Origin of the sequence: Streptomyces humidus (genome assembly GCF_014649655.1) — a bacterium.
GTDB lineage: Bacteria > Actinomycetota > Actinomycetes > Streptomycetales > Streptomycetaceae > Streptomyces > Streptomyces humidus.
The window spans coordinates 84,845-107,181 of record NZ_BMTL01000028.1 but is presented as its reverse complement, the minus strand read 5'-3'; the positions used below and the strand labels follow the sequence as shown (position 1 = coordinate 107,181).

Genomic DNA, 22,337 nt, shown 5'->3' with positions numbered 1-22,337 from the left:
CCATGGGGGGTAAAGCGGTTTTCTCCGGCGCGGGGCGGTCTGGAAGGATGGAGGCTCCCATCAAAGGCTCCAGAACCAAGAGGACGTGCCGATCGTGGCTCAGAGCACCGAGACCACCGACTGGGTCTCCCGTTTCGCGGACGAGGTCATCGAGGAGTCGGAGCGTCGGGCCCCGGGTAAACCGGTCGTCGTCGCGTCCGGACTCTCCCCCTCCGGTCCCATCCACCTGGGCAACCTCCGCGAGGTCATGACCCCGCACCTGGTCGCCGACGAGATCCGCCGCCGCGGCCGCCGGGTCCGCCACCTGATCTCCTGGGACGACTACGACCGCTTCCGCAAGGTGCCGCAGGGCATCGACGGGGTGGACGGGTCCTGGGCCGAGCACATCGGCAAGCCGCTGACGTCCGTCCCGGCCCCGCGGGGCTCGGCGCACCCGAACTGGTCCGAGCACTTCAAGGCCGCCATGACCGAGGCACTGGCCGGGCTCGGCGTGGAGTTCGACGGCATCAGCCAGACCGCGCAGTACACCTCCGGCGTCTACCGCGAGCAGATCCTGCACGCGATCAGGCACCGCGGCGAGATCGACGCGATCCTCGACCAGTACCGCACCAAGAAGGCCCCGGCGAAGAAGCCGCAGAAGCCCCTCGACGAGGCCGAGCTGGAGGCCGCCGAGGGCTCGGGCGCGGCCGCCGAGGACGACGGCTCGTCCGGCACCGCCGGCTACTTCCCGTACAAGCCCTACTGCGGCAACTGCGAGAAGGACCTCACCACGGTCACCTCGTACGTCGACGACACCACCGAGCTGTCGTACACCTGCACCGCCTGCGGCTTCGCCGAGACCGTCCGGCTGAACGAGTTCAACCGCGGCAAGCTGGTCTGGAAGGTCGACTGGCCGATGCGCTGGGCGTACGAGGGCGTCGTCTTCGAGCCGTCCGGCGTCGACCACTCGTCGCCGGGTTCCAGCTTCCAGGTCGGCGGACAGATCGTCGGCATCTTCGGCGGCAAGCAGCCCATCGGGCCGATGTACGCCTTCGTCGGCATCAGCGGCATGGCGAAGATGTCCTCGTCCAAGGGCGGGGTGCCCACCCCCGGCGACGCGCTGAAGATCATGGAGCCGCAGCTCCTGCGCTGGCTGTACGCCCGCCGCCGCCCGAACCAGTCCTTCAAGATCGCCTTCGACCAGGAGATCCAGCGGCTCTACGACGAGTGGGACAAGCTGGACGCCAAGGTCGCCGAGGGGTCGGCGCTCCCGGCCGACGTCGCCGCGCACTCCCGTGCGGTGGGCACGGCCGGCGGTGAGCTGCCGCGCACGCCGCGGCCCCTGCCGTACCGCACGCTGGCCTCCGTCGCCGACATCACCGCCGGCCACGAGGACCAGGCGCTGCGGATCCTCGGCGAGCTCGACCCGGAGAACCCGATCACGACGCTGGACGAGGCCCGGCCCCGGTACGACAGGGCAGAGGCCTGGATCAACCACCACGTCCCGGCCGACCAGCGCACCGTCGTGCGCGAGGAGCCGGACGCCGAACTGCTGAAGTCCCTCGACGAGGCCTCCCGGCAGTCCCTGCGGCTGCTGCTCGACGGACTCGCCGAGAACTGGTCGCTCGACGGGCTGACGCACCTGGTCTACGGCGTTCCCAAGGTGCAGGCGGGATTCCCCGCCGACGCCACGCCCAAGGAGCTGCCGCCGGAGATCAAGACCGCCCAGCGGACGTTCTTCGCGCTGCTCTACCACCTGCTCGTCGGCCGCGACACCGGCCCGCGCCTGCCCACGCTGCTGCTTGCGGTGGGCCAGGACCGGGTGCGGACCCTGCTCGGGGAGTAGGCGGCGCCACCACGACAAGGGGGGCGCCCGGTGCTGACACCGGGCGCCCCCCTTGTCGTCCACCCGCGCATCAGGCGATGTGGTCCTCTTCCAGTTCCGCTGCGTGGCGGTTCTGGAAGCGCATGACCATGCGCTTCGCCTCGGAGTCCGGGATGGGGGTGCCGTACGTCGCCTCCACGTCGTAGCTGAACTGGCTCGGCGTCGGGTAGCCGCTGCCGCTCATCGACGACTGCTTGAAGATCTGGTAGTACGACTCCTCGTCCGGTTCGGGGACCGGCGTACCGCCGCCCTCACCGAGCTCGCGGCTGCGGCCCGGGCCCACCGGGATGGGGAACGAACCGGTCTCCTCAGGAGAGGGCTCCTGCGCCGGAGGCTCCTCCTGGTACTGGTCCTGGTACTGCTCGGCCTGCTGCTGCTCCTCGTACCACTGGGCGTACTGCTCCGAGGGGTCGTAGGTGGGGTCGTAGCCCCCCTGGTACGCCACCTCGTGCGGCGCCTGGAACCACGGGCTCTGCTCCTCCTCCGTGGGCGCGGGGGCGGGCGCGTAGCCGACCTGCTGTGCCTGCCGGTCCTGCTGGCCCTGCTGGCCCTGCTGGCCCTGCGGTGTCCGCTCGGCCTGCCGGGACGCGGCGGCGGCCTCGACGGCCCGGACGCCCGCGTCGACCGGGGCGGCCGCCGTCAGCTCCTGCTGGGGCGCGGCCGCCGGGACCGGCGCCGGGGGGAGCACGGCCGGCTCTATGCCCGCCGCCGCCAGTCCCGCCGGGGCCGTCTCGGCGAGCGGGACGCCGTAACGGGCCAGCCGCAGCGGCATCAGCGACTCCACCGGAGCCTTGCGACGCCACGCCCGGCCGAAGCGGGAGCGCAGCCTCGCCTGGTAGACGAGACGTTCCTGCTCCAGCTTGATCACCTGTTCGTAGGAGCGCAGCTCCCACAGCTTCATCCGGCGCCAGAGCAGGAAGGTGGGCAGCGGGGAGAGCAGCCAGCGCGTGAGGCGCACGCCCTCCATGTGCTTGTCCGCCGTGATGTCCGCGATCCGGCCGATCGCGTGCCGGGCCGCCTCGACGGACACCACGAACAGGATCGGGATCACCGCGTGCATGCCCGTGCCCAGCGGGTCCGGCCAGGCCGCCGCGCCGTTGAAGGCGATCGTCGCCGCCGTCAGCAGCCAGGCCGTCTGCCGCAGCAGCGGGAACGGGATGCGGATCCAGGTCAGCAGCAGATCCAGGGCCAGCAGGACGCAGATGCCCGCGTCGATGCCGATCGGGAACACATAGGAGAAGTTCCCGAAGCCCTTCTCGAGGGCCAGTTCCCGGACGGCCGCGTACGAACCGGCGAAGCCGATGCCGGCGATGATCACGGCGCCGGTCACGACCACGCCGATGAGAACGCGGTGCGTCCGGGTCAGCTGTATTGGCGCGGACACCCGTACTCCCCTCCCCTTGCGTGTTCTTGCGCGCAACAGGGTGGCACATGTGTGCGGCGAACGCGGTGCCGGATCGTCAGCTCTTCGCGGACGCGGACGCCTTCGGAGCCGCCGCGGCCGCCTCGGACGCCGACGCGGACGGCGCCGTCGAGGGGGCCGCCGACGACGAGGCGGAAGGCTTCGTCTTCGCCGGTGAGGAGGGGGAGGCCGAGGGGGCCGGGTCGGAGCCCGAGTCCGAACTCCCGCCTCCGCCAGCGCCGTTGGCCGACCGGACGGTGGCCACCGCTTCCTTGGCCGCCTTCTCCGCGGCCTTCGTCAGAGTGTCCGCCGTGGGCGTTTTGTCGCCCGCCAGGCCGGCGCCGTTGTAGTCCAGCGTGACGACGACGTTCTCCACCCGCGCCACGACCGTCTGCTGCCTGAAAGCGCCTTCCGCCTTCTTCAGGTCGTACCGGACGAGTGTCGCCTCGTCGCCCGTCCCCGCGGCGGGCGTCGCCTTCGTGTTCTTCGCGCCGGCCACCGCCTGCGCGTCCTTGACCTGCTTCGCGTAGTACGTCTTTGCCTGCGACTCGCCGTCGCCGGTGGTCGGGTCCGACTCGAAACGCAGCAACGACACGTTCAGCCAGCGGAACTGCGACCCTTTCACGCCGTTGTTGGCGAGGCTCGACCACGAGCAGCTCGCCCGCTCGCCCGTGTCGCCCGACGTGCCCTTCTTGCCGGCGTTCGCGCCCTTCGGCACCAGTTCGGTCAGCGTCTTCTTCGACACCACCGCACAGGCCTCCGGCAGCGTCTTGTACGCCGCCGCCTGCACGGTCGGCGCGGCGCTCGACGCCGAGTCCGTGCTGCCGGCCGCGGCGGCGCCCTGCGTCGGGTCTCCGGAACCGGAGCCCGAGTCCGAGCCCGAGTCCGAGGAGCAGCCTGCGGCGATCAGCATCACCGGGACGGCAACCGTCGCGGCGAGGAGGCGGTTCAGACCTCCGGCACGCCTCGCTCGCTCGTCACGCTGCTCACGCTGGTCAAACTGGCCGTCTCGCTGGGCTCGTCGCTGCATGGTTCCTTCACTCATGACGCTCGTGGTTCCTGCGGTCGGATCGGGTCCGAGGGGCCACGGTACGCGGTGAAGAAGCTGTGCGGTTCCGGTTCGTGACCTTCGCGGACCGGGCGCGGAGGAGGCCGAAGTGACCTCAGGCGGCCAGGGAGTCGACCAGCTGCGCGGCCAGTTTCCGGGCCTTGTCCTGCATTTCCTCGCTGTCCGGCGTCACGCCGACGGTCGCCGCCTGCTCCTCGTACTCGATGGTCACGATGACGTTGGACGTGCGGAACGCCACAGTCACCGTCCGCTGCTTGGCCGTCGAACCGGAGCTGCCGAGCGCGTCGTCGACGAACGCCTCGTCGCCCAGGTCGTCCAGCAGCCGGGGCTGCAGATCGGCCGGGGTCGCGGTGGACGAGGCCGAGGCCGGGCCCGAAGCCGCCGGGGCCGAAGGGGAGGACGAGGCCGGGGCGGAGGAGGCGGCGGAGGCGGAGCCGGACGGCGAGGGCGCGGAACTCGGGCCCGTGGACGAGGAGACGCCCGCCGTCGGCGAGGCGGGCGGCGCCGGCAGGTCGGCCGCCGTCACCTTCTTGGCGAACAGCGCCTCGGCCTCGGAGTCGTCGCTCACCGCGTTGTCGTAGGAGACGACCCGCTCGAGGTCGACGACGAGATGGTCGGTGGCGTCCGCGGACTGCACCTTCCAACGGCAGCCCACCTTGCGGTCCGTGTCGTACGTCAGCGTCGCCTCGCCCGCGTAGGCCGACTCGCGCTGCGTCTCGTCGGGAAGCTGCCTGACGCCGGGGAGGAGCGAGTCGAGCGTGGACCGGCTCACCACGCCGCACGCCTCCGGCAGCGTGGTGTACCGGCCGGGCTGCGCGGCCGCGGAGGCCGTGCCCGCCTGGCCGTGATTGGAGTCGTCCGTCGAACCGCCGTCGTCCGAACCGCCGGTGCAGCCGGCCAGCAACGCCGCGAGGAGCGCCGCGAGGCCGGGTACGTACGCCTTCCGCTGCACGGTCGGCTCCTCTCGAGGGTCGCTTCAGGATCTTCGGGCCGGTGTCCGCGCTGGTTATTCGCTTGCCGGACGGGGGTGGCCCCCGCAGACAATGTGTATCGCACGCGACACCGTGGATGCCGGTCCACCGTCCCTTTTCGGATGCCTCGGCACCGGTTTTGCGGCTTGACACTTCTGCGTTGTTTCCGGGGGATTGAGGACGTCATGTCGTACGTGGAGATGCCGGGCGCGAGGGTGCCCATCCGGATGTGGGCCGATCCCGGGTCGGTCGAGGAGGGTGCGCTGCAGCAGCTGCGCAACGTCGCGACCCTGCCGTGGATCAGGGGCCTCGCGGTCATGCCGGACGTCCACTACGGCAAGGGCGCGACGGTCGGCTCGGTCATCGCGATGCAGGGGGCGGTGTGTCCCGCGGCGGTGGGGGTCGACATCGGGTGCGGGATGTCGGCGGTGAAGACGTCGCTGACCGCGAACGACCTGCCGGGCGACCTGTCCCGGCTGCGCTCGAAGATCGAGCAGGCGATCCCGGTGGGGCGGGGCATGCACGACGCCCCGGTCGAACCGGGCCGTTTCCACGGGCTGGCCACCGGCGGCTGGGACGACTTCTGGGGGCGGTTCGACGGCGTCGCGGAGTCGGTGAGGTTCCGCCGCGAACGGGCGGGCAGGCAGATGGGGACGCTCGGATCCGGCAATCACTACTGCGAGCTCTCGCTCGACACCGCGGGTTCCGTGTGGCTCACGCTGCATTCCGGTTCCCGGAACATCGGCAAGGAACTGGCGGAACACCACATCGGTGTCGCCCAGAGCCTTCCGCACAATCGGGGTGTGGTCGACCGCGACCTCGCGGTGTTCGTCTCGGACACCCCGCAGATGGCCGCCTACCGGCACGACCTCTACTGGGCGCAGCAGTACGCGAAGTACAACCGCACGATCATGATGGCGCTCCTGAAGGACGTGGTCCGCAAGGAGTTCAAGAAGGCGAAGCCGGCCTTCGAGGAGGAGGTCAGCTGTCATCACAACTACGTGGCGGAGGAACGCTACGAAGGGATGGACCTCCTGGTCACCCGTAAGGGCGCGATCCGGGCGGGTTCCGGTGACCTCGGAATCATCCCCGGTTCCATGGGCACCGCCACCTACATCGTGAAGGGCCTCGGCAACGAGAAGGCCTTCAACTCGGCCTCGCACGGCGCGGGTCGGCGCATGAGCCGCAGTGCTGCCAAGCGTCGCTTCTCGACGAAGGACCTGGCGGACCAGACGCGGGGCGTGGAGTGCCGCAAGGACTCCGGCGTGGTGGACGAGATCCCCGGCGCCTACAAGAACATCGACCAGGTGATGGACCAGCAGCGGGACCTCGTGCAGGTCGTGGCGAAGCTGAAGCAGTTCATCTGCGTGAAGGGCTGACGGGAGGGCCCGTCGGCTTCTGCCGACCGGGGCCCTCCCGGGAGTTCACCCGAGGCGTTTCTCCAGCAGGGTCACCGCGTAGGGGCTGCCCGGGCCGCCCTGCTTGGCTCGTTGTTCGCCGACGACCGCGTAGCCCGCCGACTCGTAGTAGGCGCGCAGGCGGGGGTTGGCGGAGAGGCAGTCCAGGCGGGCGTAGGGGCGGCCGGTCGCGGCGATGCGGGACTCGGCGTGTGCCAGCATCCTGCGGCCCGTGCCGGGCGGGGCGGTGTGCGGGGTCGTCATCAGGCGGTGGATGTACCCGGCGTCCGGCGGGCGGGGGCCCCAGGCCGCCGGGTCGTCCCACCAGAGCTCGAACGCGCCGGCCGGATGCGAGTCCGAGAACGCCAGCCAGACCTCTCCCTCGCGCATCCGCTCCACGAAGTGGGCCTCGTCCTTCTCGCCGGGCAGCCACTGTTCGATGCCCCGGGCCAGCTGCCACAGGGCGGCCGTGTCGCGCAGCCGGACCAGGAGCGGGGCGTCCTCGGGCACGGCTCTGCGGTGGACCGGCTCGGGCCAGGCGGTGGGGAGGGGTTCCAGGAGCCGGGCGCGGAGGGCGGCGGACAGATCCTCCGCGCCCGGGCCCAGGGCATGTGTCACGTACCCCTCGACCGAGCCGTGGCGGGCGCGCAGGGCGCGCAGGAACAGACGCATCGCCGCCTCGGGGGCGCGGCCGAAGGCCGGCCAGACCGGGGTGCGGCCGTCGTTGCGGGCCCGCCAGTCGTCCAGCAGGGCCCGGCTCGCCAGCTCGGTCAGGGTGAAGTCCTCGATGATCGTCTCGTCCGGGACGCCGAGGAGGGCGAGGATCAGGGCGGCGAGCTGGCCGGTGCGGTCCTTGCCTGAGGCGCAGTGGAACACCAGGCCCTCGCGCGCCTCGGCCACCAGGCGCAGCGCGGCCGCGATCTCCTCGACGCCGTCCTCGGCCACCTCCAGGTAGCGGGCGCAGAGGTAGGGGCCGGGCTCCACGTCGGGCGTCGCGGCGGCCTGGTCGTAGGGGCGGTGCTCGATGCTGAGGTTGTGGTAGGCGAACGAGTCGTGCTCCGGGACGCGGCCCGCGGACTCCGTCTCCCAGGGGTGGCGCAGGTCCACGACCGTGCCGATGCCGAGGGCGAGGAAGCGGTCCCAGTCGGGGGTGCCCGGCCTCAGTCTGCCGAGGGAGTCCGCGCGGAACAACAGACCCGGGCGGACCCGGTGGCCGGTTCCGGTCGCGTATCCGCCCAGGTCGCGGAAGTTGTGCAGGGCCTCGAACGGTATGTGTCTGTCCACGGGCAGGACCTTAGGGGAGCGGGGGAGGCCGCCGCCCCGGTGGCGGGGAGGAAGCCGGGCCGGCCGTGGCCGGGGGTCCCTCAGCGCTCCCGGTGGACCTTGGTGTTCGACGCCTGGGCGCGGGGGCGCAGGACGAGGAGGTCGACGTTGACGTGGCTGGGGCGCGTGACGGCCCAGGCGATGGTCTCGGCCACGTCGGAGGCGGTGAGGGGTTCGGCGACGCCTTCGTAGACCTTGGCCGCCCGGTCCTCGTCGCCGCCGAAGCGGGTCAGGGCGAACTCGTCGGTCTTGACCATGCCCGGGGCGATCTCGATGACGCGGACCGGGCGGCCGACGATCTCCAGACGGAGCGTCTCGGCCAGGACGTGCGCGCCGTGCTTGGCGGCGACGTAGCCCGCGCCGCCCTCGTAGGTGCCGTGGCCGGCGGTGGAGGAGACGACGACCACGGTGCCGTCGCCGCTCGCGTCGAGCTTGGGCAGCAGGGCCTGGGTGACGTTGAGGGTGCCGAGGACGTTCGTCTCGTACATGGCGCGCCAGTGGTCGGGGTCGCCGGTGGCGACGGGGTCGGCGCCGAGCGCGCCGCCCGCGTTGTTGACCAGCACGCCGATCGTCTTGAAGGCCGTCGCGAACTCGTCGACGGCGGCACGGTCCGTCACGTCCAGCTGGTACGCGGCCGCCGAGCCGCCCGCCTGCGTGATCTCCTCGGCGAGGGCCTCGATGCGGTCCTTGCGGCGGGCGGTGAGGACGACCCGGTAGCCGGCCGCGGCGAGCTGCCGGGCGGTGGCGGCGCCGATTCCGCTGCTCGCACCGGTGACGACGGCGATGCGGGAGGCGGCGGACGGTGCGGCGGTGGCCATGTGCTGCTCCTCGGGCGGGGCGGTCGATGCCGCCAGGATAGGCGGGCGGGGCGACGGGCCGACCGGCGGTCCCGCCCTGCGGACGCGTGAGCCGGGGGCGCGTGGGGCGGGGGTGCGTGGGGCGGGGGCTCCCTCGGCGGTGTCACCTGTTGGAGGGCGCTCACGGGGCGGCGGCCGTGGGATACATCCCCTGCACGGGTGCGGGACGGTTTCTGATCGAGGAGTGATGGCATGGGCGGAGTGCGGGGTCTCGCGGTGTGCGGTGCCGTGCTGCTGGCGGTGGTGGCGGCGGTCTCGCCGGCGCGGGCCGCGGGGGAGGAGCCCGAGGCCGACCTGTCGTATCACGGGTCCGCCGTGCTGGCGGGCGGCCGGGTCGACGTGCTGCTGGCCCCGCGCAATCACGGGCCGGGGGACGTCCCCGACGCGACCGTACGGCTGCGCTGGTCGGCGCCGTCGGCGGCGAGGGAGCCGCTGCTGCCGGCGGGGTGTGCGCGAACGGGGCGGCAGGAGGTGGTGTGCCGGACGGGGGCGCTGGCCGCGGACGGGCCGGGGGAGCGGATCGCGCTGCGGGTGTGGCTGCGGGGCCGGCCGGCCGAGGTGACCATGGACGTGGACACGGTGTGGGGCGGCGGGGCGGTGGACCGCAACCGGGCCAACGACCGGCGGCAGGTGCTGGTGCTGGACACCGGGGACGCGTACTTCTTCTGACGGTCGCGCCGGCCGGTGCGTCGTACGATGCGCGGACGACGCCGACGGAGGCGCCGACGAAGGGGTGCGATGTCCGGGAACGTGCGGTCGCGGCTGCTGGACGAGCTGTCCGTGGTCTCCCGTCGGTACATGGCCGCCTACGCTCTGTTCAACCAGGCCCTCGCCGACCGTCTCGGGCTGCATCCCACGGATCTGCAGTGTCTGAACCTGCTGGTGCTGGAGCGTGAGCCGGTGACGACGGGCCGGGTGGCGGAGCTGACGGGGCTGACCACCGGGTCGGCGACCCGGCTGGTGGACCGGCTGGAGAAGGCGGGCTATGTGGTCCGTGAGCGGGACGACGCGGACCGGCGGCGGGTGCTGGTGGCGACGGTGCCGGAGCGGACCGCGCAGTTCACGCGGATGTGGGAGCGGCTGGGCGGCGACTGGATGCCGCTCTTCGAGGATCTCGCGGACGCCGAACTCGCGGTGATCGTCCGGCACATGCGGCGGACGGTGGAGTTCGGCGCGGAACAGGCAGTGCGGTTGAGGGAAGGCCGGGTCTAGGGGCGGATGCAGGACACGGAGATACGGCCGGCCGCGGCGGCGGCCGAAGGAGGGCGGGGCGCCGGCGCGGGGCGCGGGCTGCCGCGGCACTGGCCGCTGATGCTGCTGGGCGCGGCGGTGGCGCCGGGCCTGGCGCTGGTGCTGGTCGGGCGGACGCTGGAGGAGCCCGCGGTACAGGCGTGGCGGACGGTGTGTCTGGCGGTGACCGTGCAGGCGCTGCCGTTCCTGCTGCTGGGCACGGCCCTGTCGGGGGCGATCAACGCGTTCGTGCCGGCGAGCGTCTTCAGCCGGCTGCTGCCCAGGCGGGCGGCGCTGGCGGTGCCGGTGGCCGGGGTGGCGGGGGTGGTGCTGCCGGGGTGCGAGTGCGCGTCGGTGCCGGTGGCGAGCAGCCTGATCGGGCGCGGGGTGACCCCTGCCGCGGCGTTCGCGTTCCTGCTCTCCGCGCCCGCCGTGAACCCGGTGGTGCTGACGGCGACGGCGGTGGCGTTTCCCGGCAGCCCGGAGATGGTGCTGGCCCGGCTCGCGGCGTCGCTGGTGACGGCGGCGGCGATGGGCTGGCTGTGGCTGTGGCTGGGCCGGGAGGAGTGGCTGCGCCCGGTGGCGCGGCACTCCGGGCACCGGCCGGGGCACAGCCGCTGGACGGAGTTCCGGCGCGGTTTCCAGCACGACTTCCTGCACGCCGGGGGCTTCCTGGTGGTCGGGGCGATGGCGGCGGCGACCTTCAACGTGGCGGTGCCGCGGTCGGTGCTGGACGCCTTCTCCGGTTCGCCGTGGCTGTCGGTGCTGTTCCTGGCGGCGCTGGCGATCGTGCTGGCGGTGTGCAGCGAGGCCGACGCGTTCGTGGCGGCGTCGCTCAGCGGGTTCTCGCCGGTGGCGCGGCTGGCGTTCATGGTCGTGGGCCCGATGGTCGACCTGAAGCTGATCGCCCTTCAGGCGGGGACGTTCGGGCGGGCCTTCGCGGTGCGGTTCTCGGCGGCCACGGCGGTGGTCGCGGTGGTGTGCAGCGCGGCGATCGGAGGGGTGCTGCTGTGAAGCGGTTCGCGCAGGTGGGGCTGTTGGTGCTCGCGGGGCTGGGGCTGCTGCACACCTCGCTCTTCACGGACGAGTACCTCCGGTTCGTGAAGGAGGGGATGCGGCCGCTGCTGATCGCCTCGGGGGTGCTGCTCGTCGGGCTGGGAGCGGCGGAGGCCTGGCCCGTCCGCCGGGGCGACGACGGCGACGATCCCGTGCACGGCGACGATCCCGTCCAGGTCCGCGGCCACCGAGACGGCCACGCCGACGGCCACGCCGACGGCCACGGCCACGGCCGCAGCGACGGCGACGGCGACGGCGGCCAGGGCGATCAGGACGGCGGGCACGGACACGACCACTCCCGGGTGCCGCGGGTCGCCTGGCTGCTGTTCCTGCCCGTGCTGAGCCTGCTCTTCTACGCCCCGCCCGCCCTCGGCTCGTACACCGCGTCCCGGGAGCCCGCCAAGGTCGTCGCGGTGCAGGAGGACGACTTCGATCCGCTGCCGGCGGCCTCGCCGCTCCCGATCACGCTCACCGAGTTCACCCAGCGCGTGCAGCAGGACCGTTCGCGGGCGATCGAGGGGCGCACGGTCCGGATGACCGGCTTCGTGACGTCCGCCGACGGGGACGGCTGGTACCTCACCCGGATCGTCATCAGCTGCTGTGCGGCGGATTCGACCACGCTGAAGGTGCGGGTGTACGGGACGGCGGCGCCGAAGGCCGACACCTGGGTGACGGTGGACGGGACCTGGCATCCGGGCGGGGCGCTGGGGACGTCGTCGGCCGCCGTGGCGGTGGACGCACGGAACGTGACGAAGGTGGGCAAACCGTCGAACGCCTATATGGACGCCGTGCCGCTCGGCTGACCGCGGGGGCGGAAGAGGCGAGGCGGGCGGGGGAAGTCGGCAGGAAAGGCCGGTGGAAGGGGCCGGCGGGGGAGGGCGTCGGGGAGTCGCGGGAGGTCGGAATAGAAACCGCGGGAGGCTCGTTGCAGGGGTATAGTTGAACCGTCAACAACTTTGGAGGGTGAGCGACCATGCAGTTCGGGATCTTCACGGTGGGCGATGTCACGCCGGACCCGACGACGGGCCGTACGCCGACCGAGCGCGAGCGGATCAAGGCCATGGTCGCCATCGCGCTGAAGGCCGAGGAGGTCGGCCTCGACGTCTTCGCGACCGGCGAGCACCACAACCCGCCGTTCGTGCCCTCGTCCCCGACGACGATGCTCGGCTACATAGCCGCGCAGACGCAGAAGCTGATCCTCTCCACCTCCACCACCCTCATCACCACCAACGACCCGGTGAAGATCGCGGAGGACTTCGCGATGCTCCAGCACCTGGCCGACGGGCGCGTGGACCTCATGATGGGCCGCGGCAACACCGGCCCGGTCTACCCCTGGTTCGGGCAGGACATCCGCGAGGGCATCAACCTCGCCATCGAGAACTACGCCCTGCTGCGCAGGCTGTGGCGCGAGGACGTCGTCGACTGGGAGGGGAAGTTCCGCACCGCGCTGCAGGGCTTCACCTCCACGCCCCGCCCGCTGGACGACGTGCCGCCGTTCGTCTGGCACGGCTCCATCCGCTCGCCCGAGATCGCCGAGCAGGCCGCCTTCTACGGCGACGGGTTCTTCCACAACAACATCTTCTGGCCCGCCGACCACACCAAGCGGATGGTCGAGCTGTACCGGGCCAGGTACGCGCACTACGGGCACGGCACGCCCGAGCAGGCCATCGTCGGACTCGGCGGCCAGGTGTTCATGCGCAGGAACTCGCAGGACGCCGTCCGTGAGTTCCGGCCGTACTTCGACAACGCGCCGGTCTACGGGCACGGGCCGTCCCTGGAGGACTTCACCGAGCAGACCCCGCTGACCGTCGGCACGCCCGAGCAGGTCATCGAGAAGACGCTGAAGTTCCGCGAGTACGCGGGCGACTACCAGCGCCAGCTGTTCCTCCTGGACCACGCGGGGCTGCCGCTGAAGACCGTGCTGGAGCAGCTCGACCTGCTCGGCGAGGAGGTCGTGCCGGTGCTGCGCAAGGAGTTCGCCGTCGGACGGCCGGCCGACGTGCCGGACGCGCCCACCCACGCGTCGCTGCTCGCCCGGAAGAAGACCGAGGAGGTCGTGGCATGAAGCTCGTCGTCGTCTCGGCGGGGCTGAGCGTTCCGTCGTCGACCCGGTTGCTGGCCGACCGGCTGGCCCGGGCGGTGCAGGGGCGGGCGTCCGTCGACGTCCAGGTCGTGGAGCTGCGCGACCTCGCCGTCGAGATCGCCCACCAGCTCACCAACGGCTTTCCCGGCGGGAAGCTCGCCGCCGCCCAGGAGGCGGTCACGGGCGCGGACGGACTGGTCGTTGTCACACCGGTGTTCTCCGCCTCCTACAGCGGTCTGTTCAAGTCGTTCTTCGACGTGCTGGACCAGGAGGCGCTGGCGGGCAAGCCGGTGCTGATCGCCGCGACCGGCGGCAGCGCCCGTCACTCGCTGGTGCTGGAGCACGCTCTGCGGCCGCTCTTCTCCTACCTGCGGGCCGTCGTCGTCCCGACCGCGGTCTACGCGGCCTCGGAGGACTGGGGCGCGCAGGGCCTGCCCGAGCGGATCGAGCGGGCGGCGGGGGAGCTGGCGGCGCTGATGACGGGCCTGTCCACGCGGTCCGGCCCGACGAGCTCCGAGACGGACGGGCAGCACGAGACGGCCGGGCAGCACGCGGCCGGGCAGCACGAGACGGACGGGCCTCACGAGACGGACGGGCAGGACGGCAGGGACGGCCGGCACGGAGAGGCCGGAAAGCGCGAGGCGGGCGGGTTCACGGTGGTGCCCTTCGCCGAACAGCTGGCGGCCCTGGCCGCCCGGTGACCGGTGGCCGCTGACCGGTGACCGGTTGGTCGCCGAGCGCCGGGCGGGCGAACGTGTCCGGCCCGTCCGGCCCGTCCGGCCCGTCCGGCCCGTCCCGGGGGAAGGCCCGACCGGACGGTGAGATCCGGGTAAGAAGGGTGATCGCGGAACCGCCCCCGCCGCGGAACCACCGGAGGCCTTGGCAGACTGGGCGGGTGCCTCCCACCGTTCTGCTCGCCGAAGACGACCGTGCCATCCGCCACGCCCTGGAGCGCGCCCTGGCCCTGGAGGGCTACCGGGTCACCGCGGTCGCCGACGGGGTCGAGGCGCTGGCGCAGGCCCACAAGAACCCGCCGGACGTGCTCGTCCTCGACGTGATGATGCCCGGGATAGACGGCCTTCAGGTCTGCCGGGTGCTGCGCGCCGAGGGCGACCGCACGCCCATCCTGATGCTGACCGCGCTGGTGGAGACCGCCGACCGGATCGCGGGGCTGGACGCGGGCGCCGACGACTACGTCCTCAAGCCGTTCGACGTCGAGGAGGTCTTCGCCCGGCTGCGGGCGCTGCTGCGCCGGACCGGCGCCGAGGCCGCGCCGCCCGCGCAGCCGGAGCCTCCCCGGCAGTCGCCCGGACGGTTCGTGGAGGCGGCCGGACTCCGGATGGACCCGCAGGCGCGGCGGGTGTGGCGGGGCGAGCGGGAGCTGGAGCTGACCCGGACCGAGTTCGAGCTGCTCGAACTGCTGGTGCGCAACGCCGGGATCGTGCTGGACCACGGCACGATCTACGACCGCATCTGGGGCTACGACTTCGGCCCCGGTTCCAAGAACCTCGCCGTCTACGTCGGCTATCTGCGCCGCAAGCTCGACCAGCCGGGAGCCCCGCAGCTGATCCACACCGTGCGCGGCGTGGGTTACGTGCTGCGGGAGGACTGAGGGGAGCGGGCGTGAGCCGTCCGCGCCGGCTGAGCCGGCTGCTGTCCCGGCCGCGGCCGAAGCTGGTGTCGCTGCGCACCACGTTCGCGGTGTCCTTCGCGGCCGTGACCGCGGCCGTCACCGTCCTCGTCGGCGTCCTGTCGTACTCGGCGGCCGCCCGTCTGGTGCGGGTCGACCAGGAGTCGGTGTTCGACGAGGTCGTGCAGGACCTGAGGGACGAGGTGCGCGGCCACCGGATGGCGCCGGAGGACTTCTCCTCCGCCGCGCCCGGCCATGACATCGTGCGGCCGGCCCGCACGGACGTGCAGGTCCTCGGGGCGGACGGCTCGGTCGTGGACAGCGGCAGCCCCGGACTGCCGGTCGTGGCCGCGGACCGCACGGCCGCGGCCGCCCCGGCGGCCGGGAGGATGGCCGTCCACAAGGACGTTGACGTCGGCAGCGACGTCTACCGCATCGCGACCGTCTCTCTGGGCGGCGGCCGGGGCGCGGTGCAGGTGGCGCAGGAGTTCAGCGACACCGAGGACCTGCTGCGGGCGCTCCAGCAGCGCACCCTGATCCTGATGATCGCCGTCGTGACGGCCGCCGGGCTGTTCGGCTGGTGGCTGGCCCGGCGCATCACCCACCGGCTGGTCATCCTCACCACCGCCGCCGAGGACGTCGCCCGCACCCGCCGGCTGGGCGTCCAGGTGCCGGTCACCGGGCACGACGAGGTGGGCCGTCTCGGCCGGGCCTTCGACCGCATGCTGGGCCGGCTGGCGCAGTCGGAGGAGGACCAGCGCCGGCTCGTCCAGGACGCGGGCCACGAGCTGCGCACACCGCTGACGTCGCTGCGGACGAACATCTCCCTGCTGCGCCGTATCGACGAGCTGCCGCCGGACACCCGCGACGAACTGGTCGCGGACCTCACCCAGGAGGCCCGCGAGCTGACCGACCTGGTCAACGAGCTCGTCGACCTCGCGGCCGGCCAGTCCGACGCCGAGCCGCCGCGCAGACTGGACCTCGCCGACGTCGCGGAGGAGGTCGCGGGCCTGGCCCGGCGCCGCACCGGGCGGCAGGTCCTGCTCCGGGCGAGCGGTGAGACGACCGTCCACGGGCGGCCGGGGATGCTGCAGAGGGCCGTGTCCAACCTGGTGGAGAACGCGACCAAGTTCGACCGTGACGGCCGCGCGCCCGTCGAGATCGCCGTCACCGGGCCCGCCCGGCCGGGGGTCGTCCGCGTCGAGGTCTGCGACCGGGGGCCAGGCATCGCCGAGGCCGATCTGACCCGCGTCTTCGACCGCTTCTACCGGGCCGCGGACGCGCGCTCCCTGCCGGGCTCCGGCCTCGGCCTGTCGATCGTCCGCGAGGTGGCCCTGGCCCACGGGGGAGCGCCGTTCGCCTTCCGCCGCGCGGGCGGCGGCACGGTGATCGGCTTCACGGCGGGCGGCAGCCTCCCGGACCGCACACACGACGACGGCCACCCCCGCGAGTACCGCGACTGACGCGGCCTGCGGCCCCTGCGGCCGCTGCGGTCCCGAGGCCCCCTTTTCGCCTTGTCGCCGGCTGTGGGAGGGCGGTGCGGGGGCGGTGGGCTTGAGGCGAGAGGTGGGGGGAATGATACGTAATGCGAGTTGTGCGCGAGAGTGAGATGAGTGTGTGAGTGAGGTATCGGACGTCGTCGGCGAGCCGCTCACCGCGCGCGTCACCGTCGACGAACAGGGCGTCGTGACCGGCTGGAGCGCCGGGGCCGCGCGGTTGCTGGGATACACACCGCGCGAGATCCTCGGCCGGCCGGCGGGGACGCTGCTCGCCGGAGAGTCCGCCCCGGCGGACCTTCACGAGGCGGCGCGACGGTCCCGATGGCACGGCACGCTCACCCTGCGCCGCCGGGACGGCAGCCGCCTGGAGGCCAGGGTCCTCGCGCACCGCCGGACGCGGGACGACGGGGGCCGCGACTGGCTCCTGGTCAGCGCCCCGCTCCGGCCGGTCCGGCCCGAGGACGACGTGCTCATGCGCTGGGGCTTCCTGCAGTCGCCGTCCTGCGCGACCTCCGTGTTCGACACCGACCTGCGCCACCGCCGTTCCAACCGGACCGCGCAGGCCGCGCTGGGCCTGAGCGACGAGGAGCTGCGCGGGCTGCGGATGACGGACGTGGTCCCCACGCCGCTGTCGCGGGAGGTCGAGCGGCGGATGCTGCAGGTCCTGGAGACCGGTGAGCCGCAGTGCGTGGAGGACCACGCGCAGGCCCCGGGCGAGTCCCGTGAGCACGCCTGGTCGGTCCACCTCTACCGGGTCGAGGACCCGGACGGCCGGGTGCTGGGCGTGGCCGCCACCGGGCACGACATGACGGAGCAGCACCGGGCCCGCGAGCGCCTCCAGCTGATCGCGGAGGCCAGCGCCCGGATCGGCAGCACGCTCGACGTGACGCGCACGGCGCAGGAGCTGGCGGACGTGGCGGTGCCGGGCCTCGCCGACTTTGTCAGCGTGGATCTGCTGACCTCGTTCGAGCAGGGGCGGGAGGACCCCCTGACCGGCGGTCCGCCGCGGCTGCGGCGCGTCGCCCACCGGTCGGTGCTGCCGGGCGCCCCCGAGGCCGTCCTGGCCCCCGGTGGCGTGGACGCGTACCCGGAGGGCTCCCCGCCGGTGGAGAGTCTGCGCTCGGGGCGTTCCGTGCGGGCCCGCATCGACCGGGCCGCACTGCCCGAGTGGGTCGTCGGGGACCCGCTGCGCACCGCCCGCATCCGTGACCACGGCATCCATTCGCTGATGACCGTGCCCCTGTCGGCGCGCGGCACCACGCTGGGCGTCGTCGTCTTCGCGCGCCACCGTCGCCCGGACCCCTTCCAGGAGGACGACGCGGTCCTCGCCGAGGAGCTGGCGGCCAGGGCGGCGGTCTGCGTCGACAACGCCCGGCGCTACACCCGCGAGCGGGTGACGTCCGTCGCCCTGCAGCGCAGCCTGCTGCCGCAGCGGCTGCCCGAGCAGTCCGCGGTGGAGGTGGCCTCCCGCTATCTCCCGGCGGACCTGCGGGCCGGTGTGGGCGGCGACTGGTTCGACGTCATCCCGCTGTCCGGGGCGAGGGTGGCGCTGGTCGTCGGCGACGTCGTGGGACACGGCATCCACGCCTCGGCGACCATGGGGCGGCTGCGCACGGCCGTGCGCACCCTCGCCGACATCGACCTGCCTCCCGACGAACTCCTCACCCACCTCGACGACCTCGTGGGCCTGCTGGCCGCCGAGACCGACGCGCTGGGCGACCCGGAGACGGCAGGCGACGTCGGGGCGACCTGTCTGTACGCCGTGTACGACCCGCTCGCCCGGCGCTGCACCCTGGCGAGGGCCGGCCATCCGCTGCCCGCCGTGGTCACTCCGGACGGCGAGGTGGACCTGCTGGCCCTGCCGGCCGGGCCGCCGCTCGGTCTGGGCGGACTGCCCTTCGAGTCGCTGGAGATCGACCTGCCCGAAGGCAGCCTGCTCGCCCTCTACACCGACGGCCTGATCGACTCCCGCTCCCGCGGCGGCGACGCCGACGACGGCGCCGCCCGGCTGTGCCGGGCCCTGGCCGCGCCCGCCGCCTCGCTGGACGCGGTGTGCGACACGGTCCTCGCCGACCTGCTTCCCCGGCCCTCCGACGACGTGGCGCTCCTGGTCGCCCGCACCCGGGGGCTCGACGCCTCCCGCGTCGCCACCTGGGACGTGGCCTCGGACCCCGCCGCGGTCGCCGAGGCCCGCAAGCGCGCGGTCGACCGGCTGGAGGCCTGGGGGCTGACCGACGCCGCCTTCGTCACCGAGCTGATCGTCAGCGAGCTGGTCACCAACGCGATCCGGCACGGCGAACCGCCCGTCCAGCTGCGCCTCATCCATGACCGGACGCTCATCTGCGAGGTCTCCGACGGCGGCGGCACCGCCCCCCACATGCGCCGGGCCCGCACCTACGACGAGGGCGGCCGGGGTCTGCTGCTGGTCGCCCAGCTGAGCCGGCGCTGGGGCACCCGTCCCGGCGCCAAGGGCAAGACCATCTGGGCGGAGCAGACCGTCGACGGGCCGCCGGACGGCTCGTGGCTCTGAGCCCATGGCCGACGCCGGACCGGGCGACGGCCCGATCGGCGCCCGCCCGCGCCTGGTCGGCGAACGGCTCCGGACGATCCGCACGGGCCCGCGGCTCCCCGCCCGGCCCGGTCAGCCGCCCTTGCGGGCCACACCGCCGTAGATGCCGATCGGCGGGACGTCGGGCCGCGGGGGCTCGTCGGGGCGCCAGTCCGGGACGAGGACCAGGCCCGGCTCGGCGAGGGCGAGGTCGCCGAAGAAGCCCAGGACACGGTCGTGGCCGCGGGGGTTCATGGAAGCGGTGGCGCTCCTGTAGACGTTCACGGCCTCCGCGCGGGCCTGCTCGTGGACGTCGAGCGTCGCGTGGGACAGCACGAGGTGGGACCCGGCCGGCAGCGCGTCGAGCAGCGTGGCGACGACGGCGTCCGGGTCGTCCTCCTCGGTGAGGAAGTGCAGGACGGCCACCAGCAGGAGCGCCACCGGCTCGTCGAAGTCGATGACCCGCCGCACGTCGGGGTGGTCGAGGACGGTGCGCGGCTCGCGCAGGTCGGCCAGGACGACGGAAGTGCGGTCGTCGTCGTCGTCCAGCAGGCTCCGCGAGTGGGCGCTGACGATCGGGTCGTTGTCGACGTAGGCCACGCGGGTCCCGGGGGCGATGGCGCGCGCCACCTGGTGCACGTTGGGCTCGGTCGGCAGGCCCGTGCCGATGTCGAGGATCTGCCGGACGCCGCCCTCGCCGACGACGTGCCGCACGGCGCGGTGCATGAACCTCCGGTTGGCCCGGACGGCCGCCCGGGCCTCCGGAGCCGTCCGGATGAACCTCTCGGCGGCCTCCTGATCGACCTCGTAGTTGTCCTTGCCGCCCAGGAGGTAGTCGTACATCCGTGCGGGGTGGGGCTTGCTCGTGTCGATCGCCGGTGACGTGCCGACGCCGTCGGCGGCCTCGCCGCCGTGAGGTGAGGTCATACTGCCTGGCTCCGCCCTGGACCTGGTGTCCTGCCGCCGGATGAACCGGGAGGGGTGACTGTCGGAGCATCATCCTGACACGCCCTCACCTATCCAACCGCCGCCCGGTCCAGGGCAGTTGCCCGGCGCCGGCTCAGCCCAGGAGCCGGCGCTTCTGTTCCTCGAACTCGGCCTCGGTGAGCACCCCCTGTTCCTTGAGCTCGCCGAGCTGCCTGAGGTGCTCGATCCTGTCGCCGAAGTCGTCGGCCTGCTGGGGCGCGGCCTGCGGTGCCGCCTGCGGCTGCCCGGCGGGCTGAGGCGAGGACTGCGGCGAGGGTTCCGCGTAACCCTCCTGACCCTCCTGGGCCGCCCAGCGTCCCTGCTGACGGCGCGACACACGGTTGGAGACGGCGGTCGCCGTACCCGCCACGACGGCGGTGCGGGCGACTCCGCGAAGAAGACCCGGCATGGCCCATCCCCTTTCGTCCATAGTCCGTTCCATTGGACCACCTTGCGCGGTGTGCCGCGATTTCTGGCCCGATCTGCCGAATACGCCGACTGGTGGCAGTCTGGACTTGTGTCCACGACCGGGCGGTCGTCCCGGCGTCGAGGCCCAGTTGAAGGAGCCCGCAAAATGGCCACACAAAGCACTGGAATGCACCGGACCACCTCCCGGGAAATGGCTGAAGTCTCCGGATGGACGATCTTCGCCGCGATCATGATGATTTTCGGCGGCGTCCTGGCGATATTCGAGGGAATATCCGCCGTCTCGAAGGACGACGTGTTCGTCACCACGCGCAATTTCACCTTTCAGTGGAGCCTGACCAGCTGGGGCTGGCTGCACTTCTCCCTCGGCATCCTGGTGGTGCTGGCGGGTATGGCCCTGTTCACCGGGGCGATGTGGGCCCGCGTCGTCGGTATCGCCGCGGCGGGTCTGAACCTGATCGCCAACTTCGTCTGGCTGCCCTGGTATCCGTTCTGGGCCATCACGCTGATGGTCATCGACGGATTCGTGATCTGGGCCCTCTGCGTCGGCCCGCAAAGGGAACGTGCGATCTGACCACATCTCTCTCCCGCGGGCACCGCGCCGTCCGGCTCCGGCCGTCATCCCTCGGGTGGCGGCCGGACCCCGTGCCGGGTGGCGGCCGGAACCGTGCGGCAGGACCACCGGAGAGCTGCTTCATCCCCTTCCTCCGAGGCCGGCGCTGTTCCCTTTCCGCGTAAGGCGGTTCCGCGATCGCGGGCATTCCCGCTTCGCCGGAATTCCCGCTTCGGCAGGCGTCACCGCGTCAGCGGGTTTTCCCGCGCCGACGCCGCAGAGCCTCCCGCGTCGGCGGCGTCCGGCGTCCGTGGAGCGGCCGACGTCACGGCCGGCCGTCGGGGGCGTACGCCGGGCGGACGTCCGCGGTCAGTCGACCGGTCCCGCTCCGGATGCCGACGGCCGCGGGGCCCGGCAGCCTTGTGCCAAGAGGCTCCGGCTCCTCGCCGGCCTCCCACACAGACGAGGACCCGTCGCCATGATCTGTCGCAGTCGCGCCCGCCGACGGGCAGGAGCCGTCTTCCTCCTGCTTGCCGTCGCCGGTTGTAGCAGTGGTTCCGCCCTCGGCACCCTCCAGTACACGACCCCCACGGGACGGGTCGTGAAGATCCAGAGCCCGGACGACGACGGATGCCACCGTCTGCCGGGCGGCGCCCACAGCGTGCGCAACTACACCGTCGACGACATCCGGCTCTACGTCGGCGAGGACTGCGTGCTGACGAAGGCCGGCGACGACCAGAGCGGCCGCACCGGCGGAGAGAGCTTCTATCTGGGGACGCAGATGTCCGTCCCGTTCACGCCCGGCCAGTCCCCGTGGCTGAGCTACTCCGTCGTCGGCGGAGGCGCCTGAGCCGCGCCTGTGCCAGGGGGGACCGGCGGGCGAACCAAGGGGCACGGCGCACCGGCTAAGGGCCCAGGTGTGGCGGACCGGCCGTGCGCGACACGGCCAGGGCGCGGCGACGGGCCGGCCCGAGATGTGACGCGGGGCCGGCCCGAGCGCTTCGTACGGGTCACACGGCGTTCACGAGGCGGCCGGGGTTCACGAGGCGGCTTCGGTCGCCTCCAGCGCGGCGAGGAGCGCCTGCACGGGCAGCCGTCCGGAGGCGACCAGTTGGGCCCCTCCGCGGCGCAGGGCCGCGGCGAAGGGCGCGGCCCACCGGTTCTCGTAGACCAACAGTGCGGCGGAGTTGCCGGGTTCGACGGCCGCGGCGGCCTCCTCCAGGTCGTCCTGGCCGAGCAGACCGGACTGCGCGCCCTCGAAGACGGCGAGGTCGAGCCCGCCGTCGCCGGTGAGATCGGCGATCTCCAGGGCGGTCACCGAGCCGTCCTCGCCTTTCCTGACGAACGTCAGATCCAGGATCCGGATGAGGCCGCGGTCCACCAGATCGACCAGCAGCGGGAAGCCCTCACCCGTCATGCGGTTGCCGGGGAACTCCACCACCACGTAGTCGACGGGTCCCATC

General features: G+C 72.9%; 21 protein-coding genes. 13 read left to right on the top strand and 8 right to left on the bottom strand.

The features are described 5' to 3' along the window. Nucleotides 1-85: 85 nt before the first annotated feature. Nucleotides 86-1,825, top strand: coding sequence for a lysine--tRNA ligase (lysS, locus tag IE239_RS29390; protein ID WP_190152443.1), 1,740 nt, complete (start codon nt 86-88; stop codon nt 1,823-1,825). A gap of 70 nt (nt 1,826-1,895) precedes the next feature. Here lysS and IE239_RS29385 read toward each other — a convergent pair whose 3' ends face one another. From IE239_RS29385 to IE239_RS29375, 3 genes are all read right to left on the bottom strand, one after another. After that, complete coding sequence (locus IE239_RS29385) at nt 1,896-3,248, bottom strand: DUF2637 domain-containing protein (RefSeq protein WP_190152442.1); 1,353 nt, start codon at nt 3,246-3,248, stop codon at nt 1,896-1,898. Between the two features lie 76 nt (nt 3,249-3,324). Further along, a complete protein-coding gene (locus IE239_RS29380; protein ID WP_190152441.1) occupies nt 3,325-4,311 on the bottom strand; it encodes a DUF3558 domain-containing protein in 987 nt (328 codons plus the stop codon). Between the two features lie 118 nt (nt 4,312-4,429). Then, a complete protein-coding gene (locus IE239_RS29375; RefSeq protein WP_190152440.1) occupies nt 4,430-5,287 on the bottom strand; it encodes a DUF3558 domain-containing protein in 858 nt (285 codons plus the stop codon). Between the two features lie 204 nt (nt 5,288-5,491). On the opposite strand from IE239_RS29375, the gene IE239_RS29370 reads away from it, so the two are divergent. Further along, a complete protein-coding gene (locus IE239_RS29370; protein ID WP_190152439.1) occupies nt 5,492-6,685 on the top strand; it encodes an RtcB family protein in 1,194 nt (397 codons plus the stop codon). A 45-nt stretch (nt 6,686-6,730) separates the two neighbouring features. On the opposite strand, the gene IE239_RS29365 is transcribed toward IE239_RS29370, so the two are convergent. Further along, nucleotides 6,731-7,987, bottom strand: coding sequence for a tyrosine-protein phosphatase (locus tag IE239_RS29365; RefSeq protein WP_190152438.1), 1,257 nt, complete (start codon nt 7,985-7,987; stop codon nt 6,731-6,733). An 80-nt stretch (nt 7,988-8,067) separates the two neighbouring features. Next, nucleotides 8,068-8,844 carry an SDR family NAD(P)-dependent oxidoreductase gene (locus IE239_RS29360; RefSeq protein ID WP_190152437.1) on the bottom strand — a complete coding sequence of 259 codons (777 nt, stop codon included), beginning with the start codon at nt 8,842-8,844 and terminating at the stop codon, nt 8,068-8,070. A gap of 231 nt (nt 8,845-9,075) precedes the next feature. Here IE239_RS29360 and IE239_RS29355 point away from each other — a divergent pair, with 231 nt between their 5' ends. The 9 genes from IE239_RS29355 to IE239_RS29315 all read left to right on the top strand — a co-directional run bounded on the left by IE239_RS29355 (nt 9,076) and on the right by IE239_RS29315 (nt 18,911). Next, entirely contained in the window at nt 9,076-9,552 is a 477-nt protein-coding gene (locus IE239_RS29355; protein ID WP_190152436.1) for a hypothetical protein, read from the top strand. A gap of 69 nt (nt 9,553-9,621) precedes the next feature. Further along, complete coding sequence (locus IE239_RS29350) at nt 9,622-10,095, top strand: MarR family winged helix-turn-helix transcriptional regulator (protein WP_190152435.1); 474 nt, start codon at nt 9,622-9,624, stop codon at nt 10,093-10,095. Nucleotides 10,096-10,101: 6 nt separating this feature from the next. Beyond that, nucleotides 10,102-11,127 carry a permease gene (locus IE239_RS29345; RefSeq protein ID WP_190152434.1) on the top strand — a complete coding sequence of 342 codons (1,026 nt, stop codon included), beginning with the start codon at nt 10,102-10,104 and terminating at the stop codon, nt 11,125-11,127. Continuing rightward, nucleotides 11,124-11,972 carry a TIGR03943 family putative permease subunit gene (locus tag IE239_RS29340; protein ID WP_190152433.1) on the top strand — a complete coding sequence of 283 codons (849 nt, stop codon included), beginning with the start codon at nt 11,124-11,126 and terminating at the stop codon, nt 11,970-11,972. Before IE239_RS29345 ends, IE239_RS29340 begins: the two co-directional genes overlap by 4 nt. A 170-nt stretch (nt 11,973-12,142) precedes the next feature. Continuing rightward, the gene (locus tag IE239_RS29335; protein WP_190152432.1) at nt 12,143-13,234 is read left to right on the top strand and encodes an LLM class flavin-dependent oxidoreductase; all 1,092 of its coding nucleotides are present in this window, start codon (nt 12,143-12,145) and stop codon (nt 13,232-13,234) included. Continuing rightward, entirely contained in the window at nt 13,231-13,953 is a 723-nt protein-coding gene (locus IE239_RS29330) for an FMN reductase (protein WP_190152431.1), read from the top strand. Before IE239_RS29335 ends, IE239_RS29330 begins: the two co-directional genes overlap by 4 nt. Before the next feature lie 194 nt (nt 13,954-14,147). Then, nucleotides 14,148-14,864: a response regulator transcription factor gene (locus IE239_RS29325; protein WP_190152430.1), complete on the top strand. Its 717-nt coding sequence runs from the start codon at nt 14,148-14,150 to the stop codon at nt 14,862-14,864. Between the two features lie 11 nt (nt 14,865-14,875). Beyond that, nucleotides 14,876-16,345 carry a sensor histidine kinase gene (locus IE239_RS29320; RefSeq protein WP_229878380.1) on the top strand — a complete coding sequence of 490 codons (1,470 nt, stop codon included), beginning with the start codon at nt 14,876-14,878 and terminating at the stop codon, nt 16,343-16,345. Between the two features lie 154 nt (nt 16,346-16,499). Next, nucleotides 16,500-18,911 (top strand): SpoIIE family protein phosphatase, encoded by a 2,412-nt coding sequence (locus IE239_RS29315; RefSeq protein WP_190152429.1) that lies wholly within the window; start codon nt 16,500-16,502, stop codon nt 18,909-18,911. A gap of 111 nt (nt 18,912-19,022) precedes the next feature. Here IE239_RS29315 and IE239_RS29310 read toward each other — a convergent pair whose 3' ends face one another. Both IE239_RS29310 and IE239_RS29305 read right to left on the bottom strand, forming a co-directional pair. Then, nucleotides 19,023-19,856, bottom strand: coding sequence for an SAM-dependent methyltransferase (locus IE239_RS29310; RefSeq protein WP_190152428.1), 834 nt, complete (start codon nt 19,854-19,856; stop codon nt 19,023-19,025). A gap of 133 nt (nt 19,857-19,989) precedes the next feature. Beyond that, nucleotides 19,990-20,304: an SHOCT domain-containing protein gene (locus IE239_RS29305; protein ID WP_190152427.1), complete on the bottom strand. Its 315-nt coding sequence runs from the start codon at nt 20,302-20,304 to the stop codon at nt 19,990-19,992. 165 nt (nt 20,305-20,469) lie between these two features. On the opposite strand from IE239_RS29305, the gene IE239_RS29300 reads away from it, so the two are divergent. Both IE239_RS29300 and IE239_RS29295 read left to right on the top strand, forming a co-directional pair. Then, on the top strand, nt 20,470-20,895 hold the full coding sequence (locus IE239_RS29300) for a DUF7144 family membrane protein (RefSeq protein ID WP_190152426.1): 426 nt from the start codon (nt 20,470-20,472) through the stop codon (nt 20,893-20,895). Between the two features lie 457 nt (nt 20,896-21,352). Then, a complete protein-coding gene (locus tag IE239_RS29295; protein ID WP_190152425.1) occupies nt 21,353-21,724 on the top strand; it encodes a hypothetical protein in 372 nt (123 codons plus the stop codon). A 189-nt stretch (nt 21,725-21,913) separates the two neighbouring features. On the opposite strand, the gene IE239_RS29290 is transcribed toward IE239_RS29295, so the two are convergent. Then, complete coding sequence (locus tag IE239_RS29290) at nt 21,914-22,336, bottom strand: DUF6325 family protein (protein ID WP_190152480.1); 423 nt, start codon at nt 22,334-22,336, stop codon at nt 21,914-21,916. Nucleotide 22,337 lies beyond the last annotated feature (1 nt).